The sequence below is a fragment of the Paenibacillus solani genome (assembly GCF_050475945.1).
Lineage (GTDB): Bacteria > Bacillota > Bacilli > Paenibacillales > Paenibacillaceae > Paenibacillus_AQ > Paenibacillus_AQ solani_A.
Genome location: NZ_JBCMXJ010000017.1, coordinates 246,116 through 264,085, shown reverse-complemented (window position 1 = coordinate 264,085; position 17,970 = coordinate 246,116). Strand labels below are relative to the sequence as shown.

Below are 17,970 nucleotides of genomic sequence, written 5' to 3'. Positions count from 1 at the left end.
TTTTAAAAGTCAATAGATTATAAGAGTAATAGCTATTACACTAATGACATATACGCATAATGGCAGGTGAGCAGAATTGGAACCGATATTGCAGGTTAAAAATTTGAGTGTAGCTTTTCAATCCCGAGATTCGGAATTTCATGCAGTGCGCGGGGTCAGCTTTGAAGTCAGGAAGGGAGAGACCCTGGGAATCGTCGGGGAATCCGGGAGTGGCAAAAGCGTCACCGCACGCTCGATCATGCGGCTGCTGCCGTCTCCGCCTTCTTATATGAAGGACGGGGAGATCCTGTTCCTTGGCCAGAATCTGGCTGAGAAATCAGAGAAAGAGATGGAGAGCATTCGGGGACGCGATATCGGGATGATTTTTCAGGACCCAATGACTTCCCTTAACCCGACCATTCGGATCGGAGAGCAAATATCAGAGGGACTGGCTAAACACCAGAAGCTGTCCAAGCAGGAAGCGAAGAAACAGGCATTAGAGATGCTGAAGCTGGTCGGTATTCCGAACAGTGAAGCCCGTTATAATCAGTATCCGCATGAGTTCTCAGGCGGTATGAGGCAGCGTGTGATGATTGCTATCGCCCTGGCGTGTCGACCTGCGCTGCTGATTGCGGACGAGCCAACAACGGCGCTTGATGTTACCATTCAGGCCCAGATTCTTAACTTGATGAAAAATATGCAGGAGCGCTTCGGCTCTTCTATCATATTAATTACGCATGATCTTGGCGTCGTAGCGGGCATGTGCGACCGCGTGGCGGTGATGAAGGACGGCGTTATTGTGGAAACGGGGACAACGGAGGAGATTTTCGAAAATCCCCAGCATCCTTATACCTTGAAGCTGTTAAACGCGCTGCCGCGTTTGGACGAGAAGAAGAAGGCGAAGCCCGCTCCGATCATCGTGCCAAGCACGGATTATAAAGGACCTCTATTAGAAGTGAAATCCTTGAAGCAGTATTTTGATATGGGCAAAGGAAATGTGCTCAAAGCGGTGAATGATATCAGCTTTCACATCCAGGCAGGGGAAACGCTCGGAGTCGTTGGGGAGTCCGGCAGTGGTAAGTCAACGACGGGACGAGCGATCCTCCGCCTTCATCAGCCGACAGGCGGGGAAGTGCTGTATCAGGGAATGTCCGTCAATCGTCTTACGCCTTCAGAGATGAAAACGATGCGGCGACATATGCAAATGATCTTCCAGGATCCATACGCTTCACTAAATCCGAGATTGAAGGTTGTGGACATTATCGGGGAGGCCCTGGATGTTCATAAGCTTACAGGCAGTAAACAAGAGCGGAAGAAACGGGTTGAGGAGCTGCTGGATATGGTGGGATTGGATCCTGCCTTTGCCACCCGCTATCCGCATGAGTTCTCGGGCGGACAACGCCAGCGAATTGGGATTGCCCGCGCGCTTGCAGTGGAACCGAAATTTATCGTGTGTGATGAACCACTGTCTGCGCTTGATGTGTCGATTCAATCGCAGATCGTGAAGCTGCTGGAGGAGCTGCAGCATCGTCTGGGCCTGACCTATCTGTTTATTGCGCATGATCTGTCGATGGTCAAGCATATCAGCGACCGCGTCGCCGTTATGTATATGGGCAAAATCGTCGAACTCGCGGAAAGTGAGGAGCTCTACTCCAATCCGCAGCATGATTATACGAAGTCCTTACTTGCGGCCATTCCCGTGCCCGACCCGAAGATTGAAGCCAAGAAGAAACGGATATTGCTGGAAGAGCGCACCGGAGAGGACAAATATAATCTCGAGCATTCAGAGCTTGTGGAAATATCGGAAGGCCACTGGGTAGCCATGCCAACCGGAGCCTAATCGATCAATTATAAACCTGTCCCGTCATGGGGCAGGTTTTTTGTTCTGAAGTAGAGCGAAAAAGCTATACATGATCTTTTTTGATGATTTGCACGGTACTTAAAGGAAATGTGCGCTGCATGGCAAATATCTAATGTTAGGAAGCGTTCTCAAGAGAAATGAGCTTACGAATTTCCAATTGTACGTACATTAGCAGCATACAGATGAGGAGGATATGGAATGAATCGTTTGCAGCAGGGGGATGTCGTATTATTTCAAGGGGACAGCATTACGGATTGCGGGCGTGACCGGAACTATTCCGGAAGCTTGGGGAATGGTTATCCGCTCCTGATCGACTCGTTATTCGGCATGAAATATCCAGAATTGAACGTGACCTTTTTGAATAGAGGGATTAGCGGTAACCGGGTCGTCGATTTGAATGAGAGATGGCAGGAGGATTGCCTGGACCTGAAACCGGACTGGCTATCCATCTATATTGGAATTAACGACACATGGCGTCGGTATGATAAGGGAGACCCCACAAGCACCCAGGCTTTCAAAGACGGGTACCGGAAATTGATTGAACGAACCAAAAAGGCGCTTGACACCAAGCTGATCATGGTTGAACCGTTCGTGCTGCCGCATCCGGAGGATCGCAGAGAATGGCGCGAGGATCTCGATCCAAAAATCACGGTGGTCCGCGAATTGGCGGTTGAATACGGAGCGCTGCTGGTTCCGCTTGATGGATTGTTTGCGGCCGCGTCGGTACGACGTGAAGCTGCGTTCTGGGCACCCGATGGCGTGCATCCATCACCAGCTGGGCATGGTCTGATTGCCAAGGCCTGGCTTGAAACAATGGGAGTCTCTCTGGACTAGTATATTGGAGGTCAATCATCACTGGGCATGATGTGACTAATAGCTCATACAATGAATTGGAATAGAAAGAGCTCGGGCATGGTTTTGATGCTGCCCGCAGCTCTTTTTTCATAGGAATTAAATGCGGGTATGAAATATGGGCTCACAGCTACCGATACATATATAAATGATAGAGATCAAGTCTAAACCTGAATTAGATGAATGGCTGATGAGAGTTAGAAATAACTTTTATTTTTTTTGCCTGTTTGATGCAGCACAGTAAAGCGAGAAAATAATGGTTGACGTCCTCCATTAAATCCTATAGGATTACTTGTATTAATATTCATTTTTTCGGAAAGCAGGGGGAGAGAGACATGAGAGGCAGTAAACATGTAAGGAAATTAACGATGCTGGTGCTTGCATTTATGATCGTTTTGACCGGCTGCGCGGAGTCGGGCAGCGGTGGTAAAGCTTCAGGAAAACTGGCGGATAAGGTTGAGAACCTGCCGGCAGGCATTGCAGAGAAAGATCCGGTAAAGCTGATGGTCGTTCGAAAGATCGGCGGGGATGATCATACGGCGCAATTCCTGGCTGGGGCGAAACAAGAAGGCGAGGCGCTGGGGTTTAAGGTAGATACCTTTTCGGCAAACGGCGATTCAGCCAAATTTCATGATGCGATCGCACAAGCCATTAATAGTGATTACGATGGATTCATCATATCTCACGGAGACGACCCTGCATCGGTTCAAGACGTGAAGAAGATTACGGAAAAAGGTATTCCCGTTGTCACCTTCGACTCTTTGCCGGAAATCGGGGACATTGCAGGGGTAACCCAGACCTCGCAGGATGACGAGCAGCTGGCAAAGCTCGCGCTCGATAAGCTGGTAGAAGAGCAGGGACCAGACGCCAACATTATTTATCTCTGGGTTGACGGATTCCCACCGATGGTTCGCCGTAATACCGTATATCAGGAAACTCTGAAGAATAATCCTGGTATTAAGGAAGTGGAGCGTTTTGGCGTGGCAAGCGATCAGACCTCGCTAGATACGCAAAATGCGGTTTCCGCTATTCTGACAAAATATCCAAAAGGTGAAATTGATGCAATCTTTGCAACCTGGGACGCATTCGCCATCGGCGCGGCAAGAGCATTGGAGGAAGCAGGACGCACAGAGATCAAAATTTACGGTATTGACGTATCCAATGCGGATCTTGAGCTGATCCAGAAGCAAGACAGCCCATGGGTGGCTACGGCTGCGGTTGATCCGAAGATGATTGGCGCGATCAACGTCCGTTTGTTGGCGAAGAAAATTGCCGGTGAGGAAACACCTGCGGTACATAATCTGGAGCCTGTATTGATTGAGCGCTCCAGACTGGAGGGAGCAGCCGAAGCGGTCAATATGGTCAATCTGGCTGATATTATCCCTAACTGGGGAATTAGCACAGAGTTCGAAGAAGACTGGATGAAGGCGCTGAAGGAAGCTAGCGGCAAATAAACAGCAATATCCATACAGGCGCTCTTATCGGTTATCGATAAGAGCGCCCATCCTATTTGAAGGGAAGAATACACTTGCAAAGCGTTATCGAGCCAACAACGGCCGCAGTGAGCGACTTGTCATGTGCGGCACCCTTACTTGAAATGAAGAACATATCGATCTCTTTTCCAGGTGTGAAGGCGTTAACCGACGTGGATTTTCGTATGACCGCAGGAACGGCACATGCGCTGATCGGCGCGAATGGCGCAGGGAAATCTACATTAATGAAGATTCTGTCGGGGGCTTACAATCACTACGAGGGCGAGATTTGGATGAATGGGGATAAAGTGGACATTCGTTCACCAAAGGAAGCGAAGGACCTCGGCATTCAGATCGTTTATCAAGAGGTGGACACGGCACTCATTCCGAATCTAACGGTTGGAGAGAACATCATGCTTGACCGGACCGTTCACGATATGGGAAAACGGCAACTGATTCGATGGAAGGAGCTTCATCAGGAAGCCGAATCGATTCTTGCGCGGATGAACATCCAGGTTCCGAGCAGGAAGCTGATATCAGAGCTGACGCTGGCAGAGAAGCAGATGGTGCTTATTGCCAGAGCCGTCTCCAAACAGTGCCGGATTCTGGTGCTGGACGAGCCGACCGCTCCGCTCAGCCACAGTGAAACGGAGCAGCTGTTTAAGCTGGTGCTTAAGCTGAAGCAGGATGGGGTCGGCATTATTTTCATATCACATCGTCTGCCGGAGCTATATGCTATCTGCGATGACATTACAATCATGCGGGACGGATTGCTTGTAAAAAGTGACCGTATCACAAATATCGATCAGCCGAAGGTAGTGGAATACATGCTGGGCTCCAAGATGGAGCAGCAGTTTCCCCACGCAAAGCGAGACATCCGCGCGGCTTGTTTCGAAGTGAAAAACATGCATGATCCAGGGAAAATCAATGACATTAACCTCCACATTCGTCAAGGGGAGATCGTTGGACTGGCCGGCCTTGTCGGAGCTGGGAAAACCGAGCTATGCCGGGCCATATTCGGAGCATCCGAAACATCAAGCGGCGAAATTACGCTGAAGGGGAATAAACTCCGCATCCGTTCACCGTACGATGCTGTTTCACACGGCATTGCATTGGTTCCTGAGGAACGCCGCCGCCAAGGCGTGTTCGTGGATGAACCGGTGTCCGTTAACGTAACGGCCGCGGTGCTGTCCCGTTTTTCCAAATGGGGGACTTGGCTTAACTTCGGCAAAGAGAAACAGGCGGCTAGAGAGATCATCGAGTCACTTGGGGTGAAGACTCCGAATGAAAGGGCAAGAGTAAAGAATTTGTCCGGGGGGAACCAACAGAAGGTAGCGATCGGCAAATGGCTGCTGGTGGATGCGGATGTGTACATATTCGATGAGCCGACCAAGGGAGTTGACGTTGGTGCGAAGCGGGATATTTTCCGTTTGGTGGCTGAGCTGGCCGAGCGGGGGAAATGTGTGCTGTACGCCTCAAGCGAGCTGTCTGAGATTGTAGGCATCACCGATCGGGTGTATGTGATGTATGATGGCCGCATTGTGAAGGAGCTCACGACACAGGCATCTAATGAAGAGGAAATATTGCTTTATTGCACAGGAGGCGGGTTGACATGAATACAGCAAGACCTGTTAAGGAAAAGCCGGCGGCTAATTTCGCTTTTGATTTTCTATATAAATACGGCACATTGATGACGGTTCTTGTTCTTATCGCTGTATTCGGGATTGTCGCTGACAACTTTTTAAATACAAGCAACATCATTAACATCCTCCGTTCGATCTCGATCGTGACCATTATTGCGGTTGGACTGACCGTATCGCTGGCTGTTGGCGGCTTTGATCTGTCTGTCGGTTCCACAGCCTCGCTGGCGAATGCGCTAGTCATTTCGATGTTCGTCTGGCATGGGCAAAATATCGGCATCGGCATTGGCCTCACGCTCCTGTTCTGTCTGGCTGTTGGATTGATCAATGCCTTTCTGGTCATCAATTTCAAGATCGACGATATGCTGATGACTCTGGCTACGATGTTCATATTCCAGGGTGTTGCCCTTACCTATACCCGCGGCGCCACCGTTTCTCAGAATATGATCATGCCCAGCGGAGACTTTGCCACGGGTAAAATTCCGGCTGTGTTTGAGAAGATCGGACAAGTGCCGTGGATCATCGTCATCATGGTGCTGGTTGTCATCGTAGTCCATCTGTTCTTGACCTATACGAAGCACGGTCGGTATATGTATATGATCGGAGGCAATCGTGAAGCTGCGGCGCTATCCGGCATTCCGGTAAGCAGATATCGTTTGATTGCCTATCTTGTCTCCGCACTGTTTGCTGCCATCGGCGGCATTATTCTCGGAGCCCGCGTGATGACTGCCGAGGTCAATGCCGGCGGCCCTTACCTCATGGATGCTGTGGCTGCGACGTTCATCGGATACTCCGTGTTCGGTGCCGGCAAGCCGAATGCGCTGGGAACCTTCGTCGGCGCGGTGTTGATCGGTATTTTGCAAAATGGTCTGATCATGCTGTCGGTGCCGTACTATGCGATGGATATCGTGAAGGGTTCCGTGCTGGCACTGGCGCTTGCTTTGACCTATTATAAGAAGAGACACTAAAGTATACTTGCGGTTGTCATATCGTTTGACTATCGCATGACTACATTTCATAGAGACTGTCCCTCCAGTGATCATGCGGCTGGCGTGGGCGGTCTTTTTTCGTACATATTTGAGGTTATTCTGTATAGCATTCCATGATTTGGATAATTAGTTGACGTACTCAACTTGTATTCATTATCCTTGTAGAAGGCTAATCATTAAATGAACTCACAATAAATTCCTCTTATAAAGAGAAAGGGGACTCATCATGAAAAAAACAACCTTCATACAACCGGATCCCAAGGCCTGGCTGGACAAGTTTCACTTTGAAATTCCGATCAAGATCAGGTATTGCGAAACAGACATTCTTGGCCATGTCAATAACGTGAGCTACTTTATGTATTTTGAACAGGGACGTATTGAATATTTCGAGAATTTGGGATTAACGGAGGATCTGTTCAGCGATAAACAGGTATCAGTCGTTGCAGATCTGGAATGCCAGTATCTTGCACAATTGTATCTCAAGGACCCGCTTAGACTTCATGTCCGGGTGGCTGAGATCGGACGCTCCTCCATGGACGTCCAGTATGCGGTTGTGGTAGACGGCAACTTAAAGGCAGCCGGCCGCGGAACGATCGTGCTGATGGATACGGCAACTGGCAAGAGTAAGCGTATCCCGGATTCAGCACGTGAACGAATTTCTTCTTTTGAAGGATGGGCGTAATGATAGTGAGCAAATAAATCAAAAATGTGATGAGAAGGGAAGGGATTAAGGATGAATATCCGTTTTGCCATTATCGGCACAAACTGGATTACTGAGCGGTTTCTTCAAGCTGCTCTGGAGACGGAAGAGTTTATTCTTGCTGCGGTATATTCCCGAACGGAAGACAAGGGCAAGGCCTTCGCGGCCAAGTATGCAGATCCGAAAGTGTACACGGACCTTGCGGCAATGCTGCAGGATGATGAGATTGATGCGGTATATATCGCGAGTCCCAATTCGTATCATGTAGACCAGGCGATACTATGCATGAATCATGGTAAGCATGTTCTTTGTGAAAAGCCAATGGCTTCCAATGCAGCCGAGGTGTCTGCCATGATCGAAGCTGCAAAGAAGAACAATGTTCTGCTGATGGAAGCTATGAAGTCCACCTTGATGCCGAATTTCAAAACCGTCAGGGACAATTTGTACAAGCTCGGCCCGATCCGGCGCTATTTTGCAAGCTATTGCCAATATTCCTCCCGGTACGATGCTTACAAGCAAGGAACGGTTCTCAATGCATTCAATCCTGAATACTCTAATGGCTCACTTATGGATCTGGGAATTTACTGCCTGTATCCGATGGTGACTCTCTTCGGTAAACCGGACGCCGTGAAGGCTTCGGGCTATATGTTATCCTCCGGGGTAGATGGCGAAGGCAGTCTCTTGTTGTCCTATCCCGAGATGGATGCGGTTATTATGCATTCCAAGATTAGCGATTCCTATGCGCCAACCGAAATCCAGGGCGAGAACGGTACCATGATCATTGACAAGATCAATCAGCCCTACGATGTGAAGATCCGCTATCGTGACGGAACCATCGAGAATGTAACCCAGCTGCAGACACATGAATCGATGTATTATGAAGCACAGGAATTTATCGATTTAATCCGCTGCGGTGAGCGGGAGAGCACAGTCAATACATACGCCAATACGCTCACTACGGCTGAGATTATGGAGGAAGCCAGACGCCAGATCGGTCTTGTATTCCCGGCGGATTCCCGTACCGATATATGATATTTGTCATACTCCCGAAATGACGTTTATGACTACGATACGCATGACATTCTAACTATAATTAAATCAGACAAGTGCGTGATAAATTCATAGCGTCCTTGAGCTCCATTTCGAGGAGGAAGACAACGATGGCAAAACCCGATAACAAACTGTCGAGCTTGAAAAAGAATGTAGCTCCTTATGAAGAAATTGACACAAAGGCGAGCATAGGTCAGCTTTTTAATACACTGGTTCCCTTGATATTGCTATGGTATGCAGCGTATTTAAGTTTATCCGTATCGTACTGGCTGACCATTCCTATAGCCGTTATTGCTTCAGGGTTCGTTGTCCGGACGTTCATTATATTCCATGATTGCTGTCACGGATCTTTCTTCAAAAGCCGCAAAGCCAACAAAATTCTTGGCACGATTACAGGCGTGCTTACCTTGTGCCCTTACGAACAGTGGAAGAACACACACGCGATTCATCACGCAACGAGCAGCAATCTCGATAAGCGGGGAATCGGCGATATGTGGGTATTAACCGTGGAAGAGTATGGCGCAGCTTCATTCTGGCAGCGTTTGTATTACCGGGTATATCGTAATCCGATCGTTATGTTCGGTCTGGGTCCTATTGCCATATTTCTGGTCTCTTATCGTTTCAACCGCAAAGATGCGAGACGCAAAGAGAAGATCAGTAACTATATTACGAATATTTCAATTGTCGTGCTGTATGCATTACTGTGCTGGGCTATCGGCTGGCAGGCATTCCTGCTCGTTCAAGCTCCTATATTCATGGTTTCAGGAATGCTGGGCATTTGGTTGTTCTACGTTCAGCATCAATTCGAAGAAACGTATTATGAGCATGATGAAGAGTGGAGCTATATCAATGCAGCCGTAGAAGGCAGCTCTTATTATAAGCTTCCGAAGGTCCTGCAATGGATCACGGGCAACATTGGCTTCCATCATGTTCACCATCTAAGTCCAAAGGTCCCAAATTATAATCTGGAGAAGGCGCATGAAGCCGCTCCTCCGCTGCAGAAGGCTACGACGATTACGTTAAAAACAAGTTTGAAATCCATTCGCTTCCGCTTGTGGGATGAAGAGAAGAAGATATTCGTCACGTTTAAGGAAGCCCGTCTATCCCTTCGTAAACCGCAGGAAATGGTGGTCATAGCGAAAACCGAGAAAACCCTGGCGAGTCCACGCCCGCGCGTACAAGGTGAGTAAATCAAGTTAATCGCAGTGGTCAGGGTATAATAGGGATAGAAAAGCAAGCACGCGTTCGTTTTCATATGGCAGGAATGAAGACAAAGTGGACAGAAGGTGGGACTCCATGCAGAAATGGTATCAGATCTTTCATAAAAGTACGGGGCTAAGCCCTTATGTCTGGGTTGTCTTCTATATCTTGCCGTTTTATTTTATCTTTCGGTCGACCTCTACCTATCAGGTGGTCATCGGCATTCTCATGATTGTCATGTTCTTTGCTTTCTATGTATTGTCCTTTCTGTCAAAAGGCTGGCTCGTATATTTCTGGACGAGTCTGCAGATTCTGATATCGATTACGATGTCCGTGGTATTCGGCTATATCTATTTCTCATTGTTTCTTGCTTTCTTCATCGGAAATATCAAGAATAAGGCCGGGTTTATCACCTTGTATTCCATCCATCTGGTTACGACAATCATCACGGTCAACTACGGATTGATAACGCGAAATCCGTGGTTTATCACGCAGCTGCCGTTTGTGCTTGTAAGTGTGGTGGGGGTTATCCTCCTGCCGGTGACAAACTATAACCGGAATAAGAATGATCAGCTGCAGGGACAGCTGGAAGATGCCAACAAGCGGATATCCGAGTTGGTAAAGCTGGAGGAACGTCAGCGGATTGCACGCGATTTGCATGATACGCTCGGACAGAAGCTGTCGCTTATCGGTCTCAAAAGCGACTTGGCCGGTAAATTGATGAAGCAGGATATGGAAAGAGCCCAAGATGAGATCAACGATGTTAGCCAGACGGCCAGAACGGCCTTGAAGGAAGTGCGGGAGATGGTGACACGGATGCGTGGAACCCGCCTTACAGATGAAATCTTTCGCATTCAGCAGATCCTGAAGGCTGCGCAGATTGAGTTGACGATTGAAGGGTCGCTGGAGCCGGATAATCTGTCACTGATGAACGAGAATGTGCTTAGCATGTGTCTGAAAGAAGCCGTGAATAACATTGTGAAGCATAGCAATGCCACGGCTTGCTCAATTGTAATCGAATCTACGGAAACCGATTTGGTAACCAGGGTGAAGGATAACGGAACCGGATTTGTAACCGATGCGAAGAACCGCGGTAATGGGCTAAGGGGAATGAGAGAGCGACTTGAATTCGTGAACGGCAGCATGGAATTCACTTCAGGCGAGGGAACGACGCTTGTTCTTCGAGTACCCCATGCGCTCAGACCGGATAAGGAGGCGGGAATATGATCCGAATTGTCATTGCCGAAGATCAGCGGCTGCTGCTTGGAGCTCTGGCCTCCCTGCTCGATCTTGAAGAAGATATGCAAGTGGTGGGAACGGCGAACAATGGTAAGGATGCTGTACAGCTGGTTAAGCATCATAAGCCGGATATCTGCATTATGGATATAGAGATGCCGGTAATGAACGGACTTGAAGCAGCCGAAGAATTAAAGGGATACGGGTGCAAGGTGATGATCCTGACAACGTTTGCCAGACCCGGATACTTTGAACGTGCCGTGAAGGCAGGGGCTAATGCCTACCTCTTGAAGGACAGTCCCAGTGAGGAGCTGGCTACATCTATTCGCAGCATTATAGCCGGCAGGCGAATCTACGCCTCCGAGCTTGTGGATGAAGCGTATGCCGGTGAAGAGAATCCATTGACGGAACGGGAAAAAGAAGTGCTGGGCCTGATTGCGGATGGCAAGAATACGAAGGAGATTGCGACAGAGTTGTTTATTACAACGGGGACCGTACGTAATTATATTTCCGTTATTCTTGATAAGCTGGGGGTTAGCAACCGGATTGAAGCGATTACGCGCTTTAAGGAAAAAGGATGGTTTAAATAAATAAACGCCAAATAGACGAGAAGCTCCATGGATACAGCCATGGAGCTTTTTGCTTGTTTAGTGAATACAGAAAAACAGTGTGTTCGGGGTGGGTGCTTGGAAGTATTGACGAGGCATGATGGGTTTTTTTACCTGACATTTGATGCGTTAAAATGTATAATTATTCAAATTTATATGTATATTTATTCATAATTTTATGCATGTTGATGAATTTGGATAGGATTTAATGCTTTGGGAAACCATAAAATTACTATGGAATTTAAGGCTTGGAAGATTGTAGTCCAATCTGGCTTATGTGGGTTTTTTGATAAAAAAAGAATGTAGTCTTTTTGAAAAAGTATGCATTTTTATGTATAATATAAATGATGGCCAGAAGTCAAAATTTGAGGAGGAGGTCTTAAATGGACCATATGATGTTTGAGGTTGGGACAGCTCTGATTCTGGTTGCAATAGCCTCCATTATTGCAGGAAAGCTCAAGTTCTCGATTATACCGTTCTTGATTGTTCTCGGGATGCTTGTAGGTCCACATGCGCCCACGATAGGCATTCTAGACTTCAAGTTTATTGAGAGTCAGGGAATTATTGATTTTTTAGGGCAGATCGGGATACTATTCCTGCTCTTTTACCTTGGTCTTGAATTCTCCGTTCAGAAATTAATCAAGTCCGGGCGCAACATTGTGGTTGGCGGAACCATATATGTCATATTGAATTTTGTGCTGGGCTTGGCCTACGGATTTGTGATTAATATGCCGCTGTATGAGACACTGATCATTGCAGGGATGCTGTCTGTTTCCTCAACAGCAATCGTTGCGAAGGTGCTGGTCGATCTGAGGCGTACCGGTAATTCGGAGACCGAGCTTATTCTTGGCATGATTTTGTTCGATGATATTTTCCTTGCTGTATTCTTGTCGATCATGTCGGGACTGCTGTTAGGCGGAGCCACATCGGTAGGGGCGACGATCCTTTCAGTTTGTATATCCATCGGCTATATGCTGCTGTTTTTTGTTATCGCGAGAAAAGGTCCGCCTTTACTGAATAAATTGCTGAATATTACTTCCAGCGAAATTTTTATTATCGTGGTCTTTTCATCCATGTTCTTTATCGCCGGTTTTTCGGAGACGCTGCACGTCGCTCAAGCCATCGGTGCCCTGTTGTTCGGACTGGCATTATCCGAGACGGAGCATAGCAAGCGCATTGAGCAGCTGGTCATTCCTTTCCGAGACTTTTTTGGAGCGATTTTCTTCTTCAGCTTCGGTCTCGGCATTGATCCGACCACGCTGGGAGATGCATTATGGCTTGCGATCGGCGCAGTAGTCCTGACTATTATCGGAAACCTTATTGCTGGTATGATAGCGGGACGCAAGGCCGGCCTGTCACATAAATCCTCGCTGAATATCGGATTGACTATTATGGCGCGTGGGGAGTTCACGATTATTGTAGCCAATGTGGGACTCGCTGGCGGACTATCCGCCATGCTGAAGCCATTCTCGGCCTTATATGTTCTCATTCTTGCAATTCTCGGTCCTCTACTAGCCAAGGAATCCAAACGCGTATACCGCGGAGCGAATAAGATATTCAAGTGGAGTGATCCAGTGGAGAAAGTGAAGAAAAGAAAAGAAAATCAGGAGAACGGAGCAGGATGATTTACTTTCATCCAACTAATCTATATAATCTAGAGATTGAATGAAGCCAGAACGGAGGATTAACACATGAGTATTATTCGTGAATCTGATCTGCCGGGTATCGGAAAGAAATTCCTTATTCAAGCAAGATCAGGGGATAAGCTTGTTATTGTTATTCATGATGACGGCCGTCGCGAGCTGTATCATTTTGAAGATGACGATCCTGAGGAGACCATCTCCCAGATAACATTAGAGGACGATGAGGCTAGACAGATTGCCGGCATTATCGGTGGCATGACCTATAAACCGAAAGCACTGGAGACGATCGAGGTTGCACTCGATGATCTCATCATTGAATGGGCACGTATCGAGCCGCATTATCAATGTGTGGGTAAGTCTATTGCAGGGCTGGGCGTTCGCCAAAGAACGGGTGTTAATGTACTAGCGATCGTAAATCGCAATGAGCAGAAAATTAATCCCGGCCCGGATGACGTCCTGACGGCTGGATCGACGTTGGTACTTGCGGGCGAGCGCAAGCAGATTAAGCAGTTGAAGGAACTGCTGATCAACGGGTAATCGAGGCAGGATCGCCTTCCTGAACGAATCATATCGAATATTAAAAGTGAGTTCCAGACTTCATGTGGGGCTTGCTTTTTTTATATAGTTACGAGGAATGTTCTCTTGCTTCGGAGGGATAATATACTTAAATTTTGTAATTCATTTCGGAATAGTCTATCGTTAACAGGGAGCTATCATTCTTACGAAAGAAGGCGCTGAAAGAATTGAGCAATTAAACGGAGATATTTCGAATAAAGGTTCAATTAAAGGCATCGTGGATGAGGTTATTAAGGCATACGGCAAACTCGATATCCTGGTGAACAACGCGCATGTGTCCAAGCAGGCTCCCCTTGTGGATACGACCGATGAAATGATGGCATTGTCGTTCAATACCGGATTTTATCCGACTTACTATTTTATGCAGGAATGTTATCCTCATCTGAAAGCTACCCGAGGTAAGGTAATCAACTTTGCATCCGGTGCCGGACTGTCCGGTATGGTGACCCAAGCTTCCTATGCAGCAGCTAAAGAAGCGATTCGGGGACTGTCCCGCGTGGCTGCAAACGAATGGGGACCTGATGGCATTAATGTTAATTTGATCAGCCCTATTGCATTGACACCAGGCGTTGAACAGTGGAGCAAGGCATTTCCGGAAGAATATCAAGGCATGATTGACAAGATTCCAATCAAAAAGATGGGGGATCCTGAGCAGGATATCGGACGCGTGGCCGTATTCTTGGCAAGCTCCGATTCCGATTACATGACGGGTCAAACACTTATGGTGGATGGCGGCTCCATTATGTTGAGATAACATATTTAAGTTTCGTTTCGTTTAAAAAAGAGCGCCAAGGGCATGGTCCCTTGTGCGCTCTTTGTGTTGTAAAGCGTGATGCTGTATCTGTCGGATATGGAACCAGAGGTATGCTATTTCCGGGCCACAATCATAAAGCGGGCGGAATTCGTCTGGATTCCCTGATCTGTGCGATAGTCACGGATGAACTGCTGCAGGGTGCGGAAATCCGCTTCCTCGTGTCCGAATCTTGGAATGATGGGGGTATGCATGAGTAAGAACAGAAGATCCTCTTCACGCTCATAATATTCGACTGCATCATATTCGGCATACTCGATATTCTGGAATCCTGCATCCCGAAGCTCTTTCATATACTGATCCAATAGGGCTCCGTCTTCACGTGTGGATTGACCTCTGCCAAATGCTTGAGCCAGATTGGCTTTATCACATTCGCGAACCTGCTGGGTCAGAAACACACCACCCTGCGTTAACACTCTTGCAGCTTCCGAAACCCAAAAAGGGGAGTGTTTACACGAAACTACATTGAAAAATGATTCCGGGAATTGAAGCTGCTGTGCGTCCATCTGCATAAAGCGAACATTGGAAGACGCGGCCTTCTGCATATTCTGCCGTGCCGTTTCCACCATGGCATGTGAAAGATCGATTCCGATCAATAAGGCTGTGCTCGATGCCATGGACAATAAGTTCTCTCCGCCGCCTGTGCCAATATCCAGCAGAATGTCGGAGGCCTTGCAATTTTTTATAACCTCATCGTAAAAATTCCACTTAACGCCTTCCGAGATGCATCTAACCTGGCTGAAGTCCCAGCCGTTTAACAAGCCAACGCGATCATAAAATTGCATGTATTCTTGTGAATTCATATACCTTGTCACCTTCCATCAGGGATTTATAAGAGGCTGTAAAAGAGTGGATCCTTATTCATTCGTTCGATGCCGAAAGCAGGCAGCAGGTCAAATCCTTTTGTTAGATCAGCAGCAAATGGCCAAAAAAGGACAGACGTCTCCCTTACCCGCCGGCATGCTGTTTTTACATACCAGAGAGAAGTGAAATGCAGCGGTATTTGGCTGTGACATCGATATTGTTTACATGGCCCGGTCCTGATCGAACACGAGCCTAGTTACTTCGAACGATTTGGATCAAGAGCAGCATCCCATTCACCCCGTTTGAAAGATTATATCCATTGTAAGCTTAAGGAATATTCCTGTCCAAGGATAATTTCGTCGGTAGTATGAACCAGAATCTTTAAGTAATTGTTAAGAATTTGAACAGCATGGCGTTAAGAACTGTCTTCTATACTAATTGAATCCGTTTCGGCAAGGAAACGAACAATATTCGAATGATAGATGAGAGGGTATTGCCATGAACCAAATGAACATTTTGCCAAGGGAGCGTCTGCCAGAGCTGCAATTGATACGAGCATTTGCCATAATCGGTGTGCTGTCCGTTCACTCCACATCGTATGCCGTATCTGCTATGACAGACTCCAAGTACTTTTTTATCTACAACTTTATGAACATCTTCATGAAGTACGGAACGCCGACATTCATATTTCTAAGTAGTTTTGTACTTTTCTATAATTACTATGACCGTCCCATGACGAAGAAACTGATAGGAGGATTTTACAAAAAAAGGTTATTGTATATTATCATTCCGTATACCTTATTCTCTGTATTTTACTTTACGCTGCTGCACTTTCTGTATTATCAGGGTCGGCCGTTCGGGGATACGGTGGAGAGTTTTGTCCAAAAGCTGTTGACGGGTAAAGCGTATACGCATTTGTATTTTGTGTTTATCAGCATTCAATTCTATGTCTTGTTTCCGCTTGTGCTGTGGCTGTTCAAGAAAGTCCCCAGGCTGGTACAATGGGCAATACCGATTGGACTGGTGATCCAGTGGACGTTTATACTGATGAATAAGTATTACTGGCAAGTACCGAATAAAGGTAGCTGGGCATTCTCTTATATTGCTTACTTCATGCTGGGGGCTTTTATCGGCATCTATTATCCGAAACTAAAAGCCTGGCTTGTCATTAGCCGCGCAAACGCCCGATCTTACCGCATCGTTGCTTGGTTGATGCTCTGGAACGCATGGGGAACTGCGGGTTTCATTCATGTGAGCATGTATTACAACAGCCGGCTTTACGGAACTGTCTATAACTCAACGCTGTATGAGCTGATGTGGAATGCCCATACTTATTTAGGGACGCTGGTTCTGCTTCAGTTTGCCATTCTTTTTTACCGGGCAGGAGTGCACAGTTGGACGTCGGCGCTTGAGAGATTGGGAGCTGTGTCTTTCGGGATTTATCTCATTCATCCGTTCTTTCTGCTTCTCTACCGTCAGTTCCCAATAACCACAGGGAACTCCTTACTGACCCATCTATGGTATGCAGGCGGTTTTGCGGCAGCTTTAGGCTGCTCATGGATCGTGGTGGAGCTGACGGTTCGATTCATACCGGGCTCTTGGGTGATATTTGGCAATATACCAAAGGCGAAGAAACCGGTTAAACAAGGTGATGCCCCGGCTTTGCCGCTTTCCGGTTCATAAACCAGCATACAGCCAACCATTTTTTATATGAAAAGCGTAGGCGAGACTGGTATGGGCAGCTGCACGGGATCTTCCGAATCGATGAACAAACATAATGTAATGGCTGTTATGCTGACAGTCCCATTTGATCAAGGAGGGGCCCAATGTCTGGAGTTACGATATTAATGGTTGATGATGAAACGGAAATATTGAAGCTGATGGAGATTTACGTCAAAAATGAAGGCTATACGCTGCTTACCGCATCTCATGGGCTGGAGGCGCTGGACATTCTAAAAAACCGCAAGGTGGATTTGATTATCCTCGATGTCATGATGCCGCATATGGACGGTATTGAAGCATGCATGAAGATTCGGGAGGAGAACAACACGCCGATCATTATGCTGTCCGCCAAGAGCCAGGAGATCGACAAAATCTCGGGACTCAGCATCGGCGCGGATGATTACGTGACCAAACCGTTCAGTCCGCTGGAATTGATCGCAAGAATTAAGTCGCAGCTTCGCCGGTATAAACAGTTGAACAGCCAATCGGCACGTGATGAGAACGAAATCCAGATCGATGAGCTCGTACTGAACGTCGCTTCCCACAAGGTAACCGTGGCTGGCGCAGAGATTAAGCTGACACCTCGTGAGTTTGACCTGCTGCATACACTGGCCATCAACCGTGGACTCGTCTTAAGCATGGACAAGATTTATACCGAAGTGTGGAATGAACCGTTCATGGAATCGAAAAACACGGTCATGGTTCATATTCGCAAACTGCGCGAGAAGATCGAGAAAGACCCGCAGCAACCGCAATATATTAAGACGGTTTGGGGAATCGGATACAAAATAGAGTAAACCTTGGCAGAGGTGATGGATTTGAAAGGA

General features: G+C 47.3%; 15 protein-coding genes and 1 pseudogene. 15 read left to right on the top strand and 1 reads right to left on the bottom strand.

Features of this window, described 5'->3' with window-relative positions:
• The first annotated feature begins 76 nt into the window (after positions 1-76).
• The 13 genes and pseudogenes from ABEQ74_RS23045 to ABEQ74_RS22985 form a co-directional block, all read left to right on the top strand.
• Complete coding sequence (locus ABEQ74_RS23045) at positions 77-1,819, top strand: dipeptide ABC transporter ATP-binding protein (RefSeq protein WP_430124498.1); 1,743 nt, start codon at positions 77-79, stop codon at positions 1,817-1,819.
• Between the two features lie 219 nt (positions 1,820-2,038).
• Complete coding sequence (locus ABEQ74_RS23040) at positions 2,039-2,674, top strand: SGNH/GDSL hydrolase family protein (protein WP_430124497.1); 636 nt, start codon at positions 2,039-2,041, stop codon at positions 2,672-2,674.
• Between the two features lie 353 nt (positions 2,675-3,027).
• Positions 3,028-4,146, top strand: a complete 1,119-nt coding sequence (locus ABEQ74_RS23035; RefSeq protein ID WP_430124496.1) for a sugar ABC transporter substrate-binding protein — start codon at positions 3,028-3,030, stop codon at positions 4,144-4,146.
• Positions 4,147-4,289: 143 nt separating this feature from the next.
• A complete protein-coding gene (locus ABEQ74_RS23030; protein WP_430124622.1) occupies positions 4,290-5,780 on the top strand; it encodes a sugar ABC transporter ATP-binding protein in 1,491 nt (496 codons plus the stop codon).
• Positions 5,777-6,772, top strand: a complete 996-nt coding sequence (locus ABEQ74_RS23025; RefSeq protein WP_430124495.1) for an ABC transporter permease — start codon at positions 5,777-5,779, stop codon at positions 6,770-6,772. Before ABEQ74_RS23030 ends, ABEQ74_RS23025 begins: the two co-directional genes overlap by 4 nt.
• A gap of 247 nt (positions 6,773-7,019) precedes the next feature.
• Complete coding sequence (locus tag ABEQ74_RS23020; protein WP_430124494.1) at positions 7,020-7,475, top strand: acyl-CoA thioesterase; 456 nt, start codon at positions 7,020-7,022, stop codon at positions 7,473-7,475.
• 51 nt (positions 7,476-7,526) lie between these two features.
• On the top strand, positions 7,527-8,525 hold the full coding sequence (locus ABEQ74_RS23015) for a Gfo/Idh/MocA family protein (RefSeq protein ID WP_430124492.1): 999 nt from the start codon (positions 7,527-7,529) through the stop codon (positions 8,523-8,525).
• 128 nt (positions 8,526-8,653) lie between these two features.
• A complete protein-coding gene (locus ABEQ74_RS23010; protein WP_430124491.1) occupies positions 8,654-9,733 on the top strand; it encodes a fatty acid desaturase in 1,080 nt (359 codons plus the stop codon).
• Positions 9,734-9,839: 106 nt separating this feature from the next.
• On the top strand, positions 9,840-10,970 hold the full coding sequence (locus tag ABEQ74_RS23005) for a histidine kinase (RefSeq protein WP_430124490.1): 1,131 nt from the start codon (positions 9,840-9,842) through the stop codon (positions 10,968-10,970).
• Positions 10,967-11,569, top strand: a complete 603-nt coding sequence (locus ABEQ74_RS23000; RefSeq protein ID WP_430124489.1) for a response regulator — start codon at positions 10,967-10,969, stop codon at positions 11,567-11,569. Before ABEQ74_RS23005 ends, ABEQ74_RS23000 begins: the two co-directional genes overlap by 4 nt.
• A 401-nt stretch (positions 11,570-11,970) precedes the next feature.
• Positions 11,971-13,212, top strand: coding sequence for a cation:proton antiporter (locus ABEQ74_RS22995; protein ID WP_430124488.1), 1,242 nt, complete (start codon positions 11,971-11,973; stop codon positions 13,210-13,212).
• Positions 13,213-13,278: 66 nt separating this feature from the next.
• The gene (locus ABEQ74_RS22990) at positions 13,279-13,767 is read left to right on the top strand and encodes a cation:proton antiporter regulatory subunit (RefSeq protein WP_054401045.1); all 489 of its coding nucleotides are present in this window, start codon (positions 13,279-13,281) and stop codon (positions 13,765-13,767) included.
• A 187-nt stretch (positions 13,768-13,954) separates the two neighbouring features.
• Positions 13,955-14,560, top strand: a pseudogene (locus tag ABEQ74_RS22985) (SDR family NAD(P)-dependent oxidoreductase); the annotation flags it as partial.
• 113 nt (positions 14,561-14,673) lie between these two features.
• Here the strand turns inward: ABEQ74_RS22985 and ABEQ74_RS22980 are convergent.
• A complete protein-coding gene (locus ABEQ74_RS22980) occupies positions 14,674-15,420 on the bottom strand; it encodes a class I SAM-dependent methyltransferase (protein WP_430124486.1) in 747 nt (248 codons plus the stop codon).
• Between the two features lie 499 nt (positions 15,421-15,919).
• Between ABEQ74_RS22980 and ABEQ74_RS22975 the strand changes: the two genes are divergently transcribed.
• Positions 15,920-17,104, top strand: coding sequence for an acyltransferase (locus tag ABEQ74_RS22975; protein ID WP_430124485.1), 1,185 nt, complete (start codon positions 15,920-15,922; stop codon positions 17,102-17,104).
• Positions 17,105-17,247: 143 nt separating this feature from the next.
• Entirely contained in the window at positions 17,248-17,940 is a 693-nt protein-coding gene (locus tag ABEQ74_RS22970; protein WP_430124484.1) for a response regulator transcription factor, read from the top strand.
• Positions 17,941-17,970: the final 30 nt, after the last annotated feature.

Excerpts from the sequence above, each read along its gene's own strand:
- ABEQ74_RS22995 (WP_430124488.1), top strand. The coding sequence starts at position 11,971 with ATGGACCATATGATGTTTGAGGTTGGGACAGCTCTGATTCTGGTTGCA.
- ABEQ74_RS23020 (WP_430124494.1), top strand. The coding sequence starts at position 7,020 with ATGAAAAAAACAACCTTCATACAACCGGATCCCAAGGCCTGGCTGGAC.
- ABEQ74_RS22980 (WP_430124486.1), bottom strand. The coding sequence starts at position 15,420 with ATGAATTCACAAGAATACATGCAATTTTATGATCGCGTTGGCTTGTTA.
- ABEQ74_RS23025 (WP_430124495.1), top strand. The coding sequence starts at position 5,777 with ATGAATACAGCAAGACCTGTTAAGGAAAAGCCGGCGGCTAATTTCGCT.
- ABEQ74_RS23030 (WP_430124622.1), top strand. The coding sequence starts at position 4,290 with ATGAAGAACATATCGATCTCTTTTCCAGGTGTGAAGGCGTTAACCGAC.
- ABEQ74_RS22970 (WP_430124484.1), top strand. The coding sequence starts at position 17,248 with ATGTCTGGAGTTACGATATTAATGGTTGATGATGAAACGGAAATATTG.
- ABEQ74_RS23005 (WP_430124490.1), top strand. The coding sequence starts at position 9,840 with ATGCAGAAATGGTATCAGATCTTTCATAAAAGTACGGGGCTAAGCCCT.
- ABEQ74_RS23035 (WP_430124496.1), top strand. The coding sequence starts at position 3,028 with ATGAGAGGCAGTAAACATGTAAGGAAATTAACGATGCTGGTGCTTGCA.
- ABEQ74_RS23010 (WP_430124491.1), top strand. The coding sequence starts at position 8,654 with ATGGCAAAACCCGATAACAAACTGTCGAGCTTGAAAAAGAATGTAGCT.
- ABEQ74_RS23000 (WP_430124489.1), top strand. The coding sequence starts at position 10,967 with ATGATCCGAATTGTCATTGCCGAAGATCAGCGGCTGCTGCTTGGAGCT.
- ABEQ74_RS23040 (WP_430124497.1), top strand. The coding sequence starts at position 2,039 with ATGAATCGTTTGCAGCAGGGGGATGTCGTATTATTTCAAGGGGACAGC.
- ABEQ74_RS23015 (WP_430124492.1), top strand. The coding sequence starts at position 7,527 with ATGAATATCCGTTTTGCCATTATCGGCACAAACTGGATTACTGAGCGG.
- ABEQ74_RS22975 (WP_430124485.1), top strand. The coding sequence starts at position 15,920 with ATGAACCAAATGAACATTTTGCCAAGGGAGCGTCTGCCAGAGCTGCAA.
- ABEQ74_RS22990 (WP_054401045.1), top strand. The coding sequence starts at position 13,279 with ATGAGTATTATTCGTGAATCTGATCTGCCGGGTATCGGAAAGAAATTC.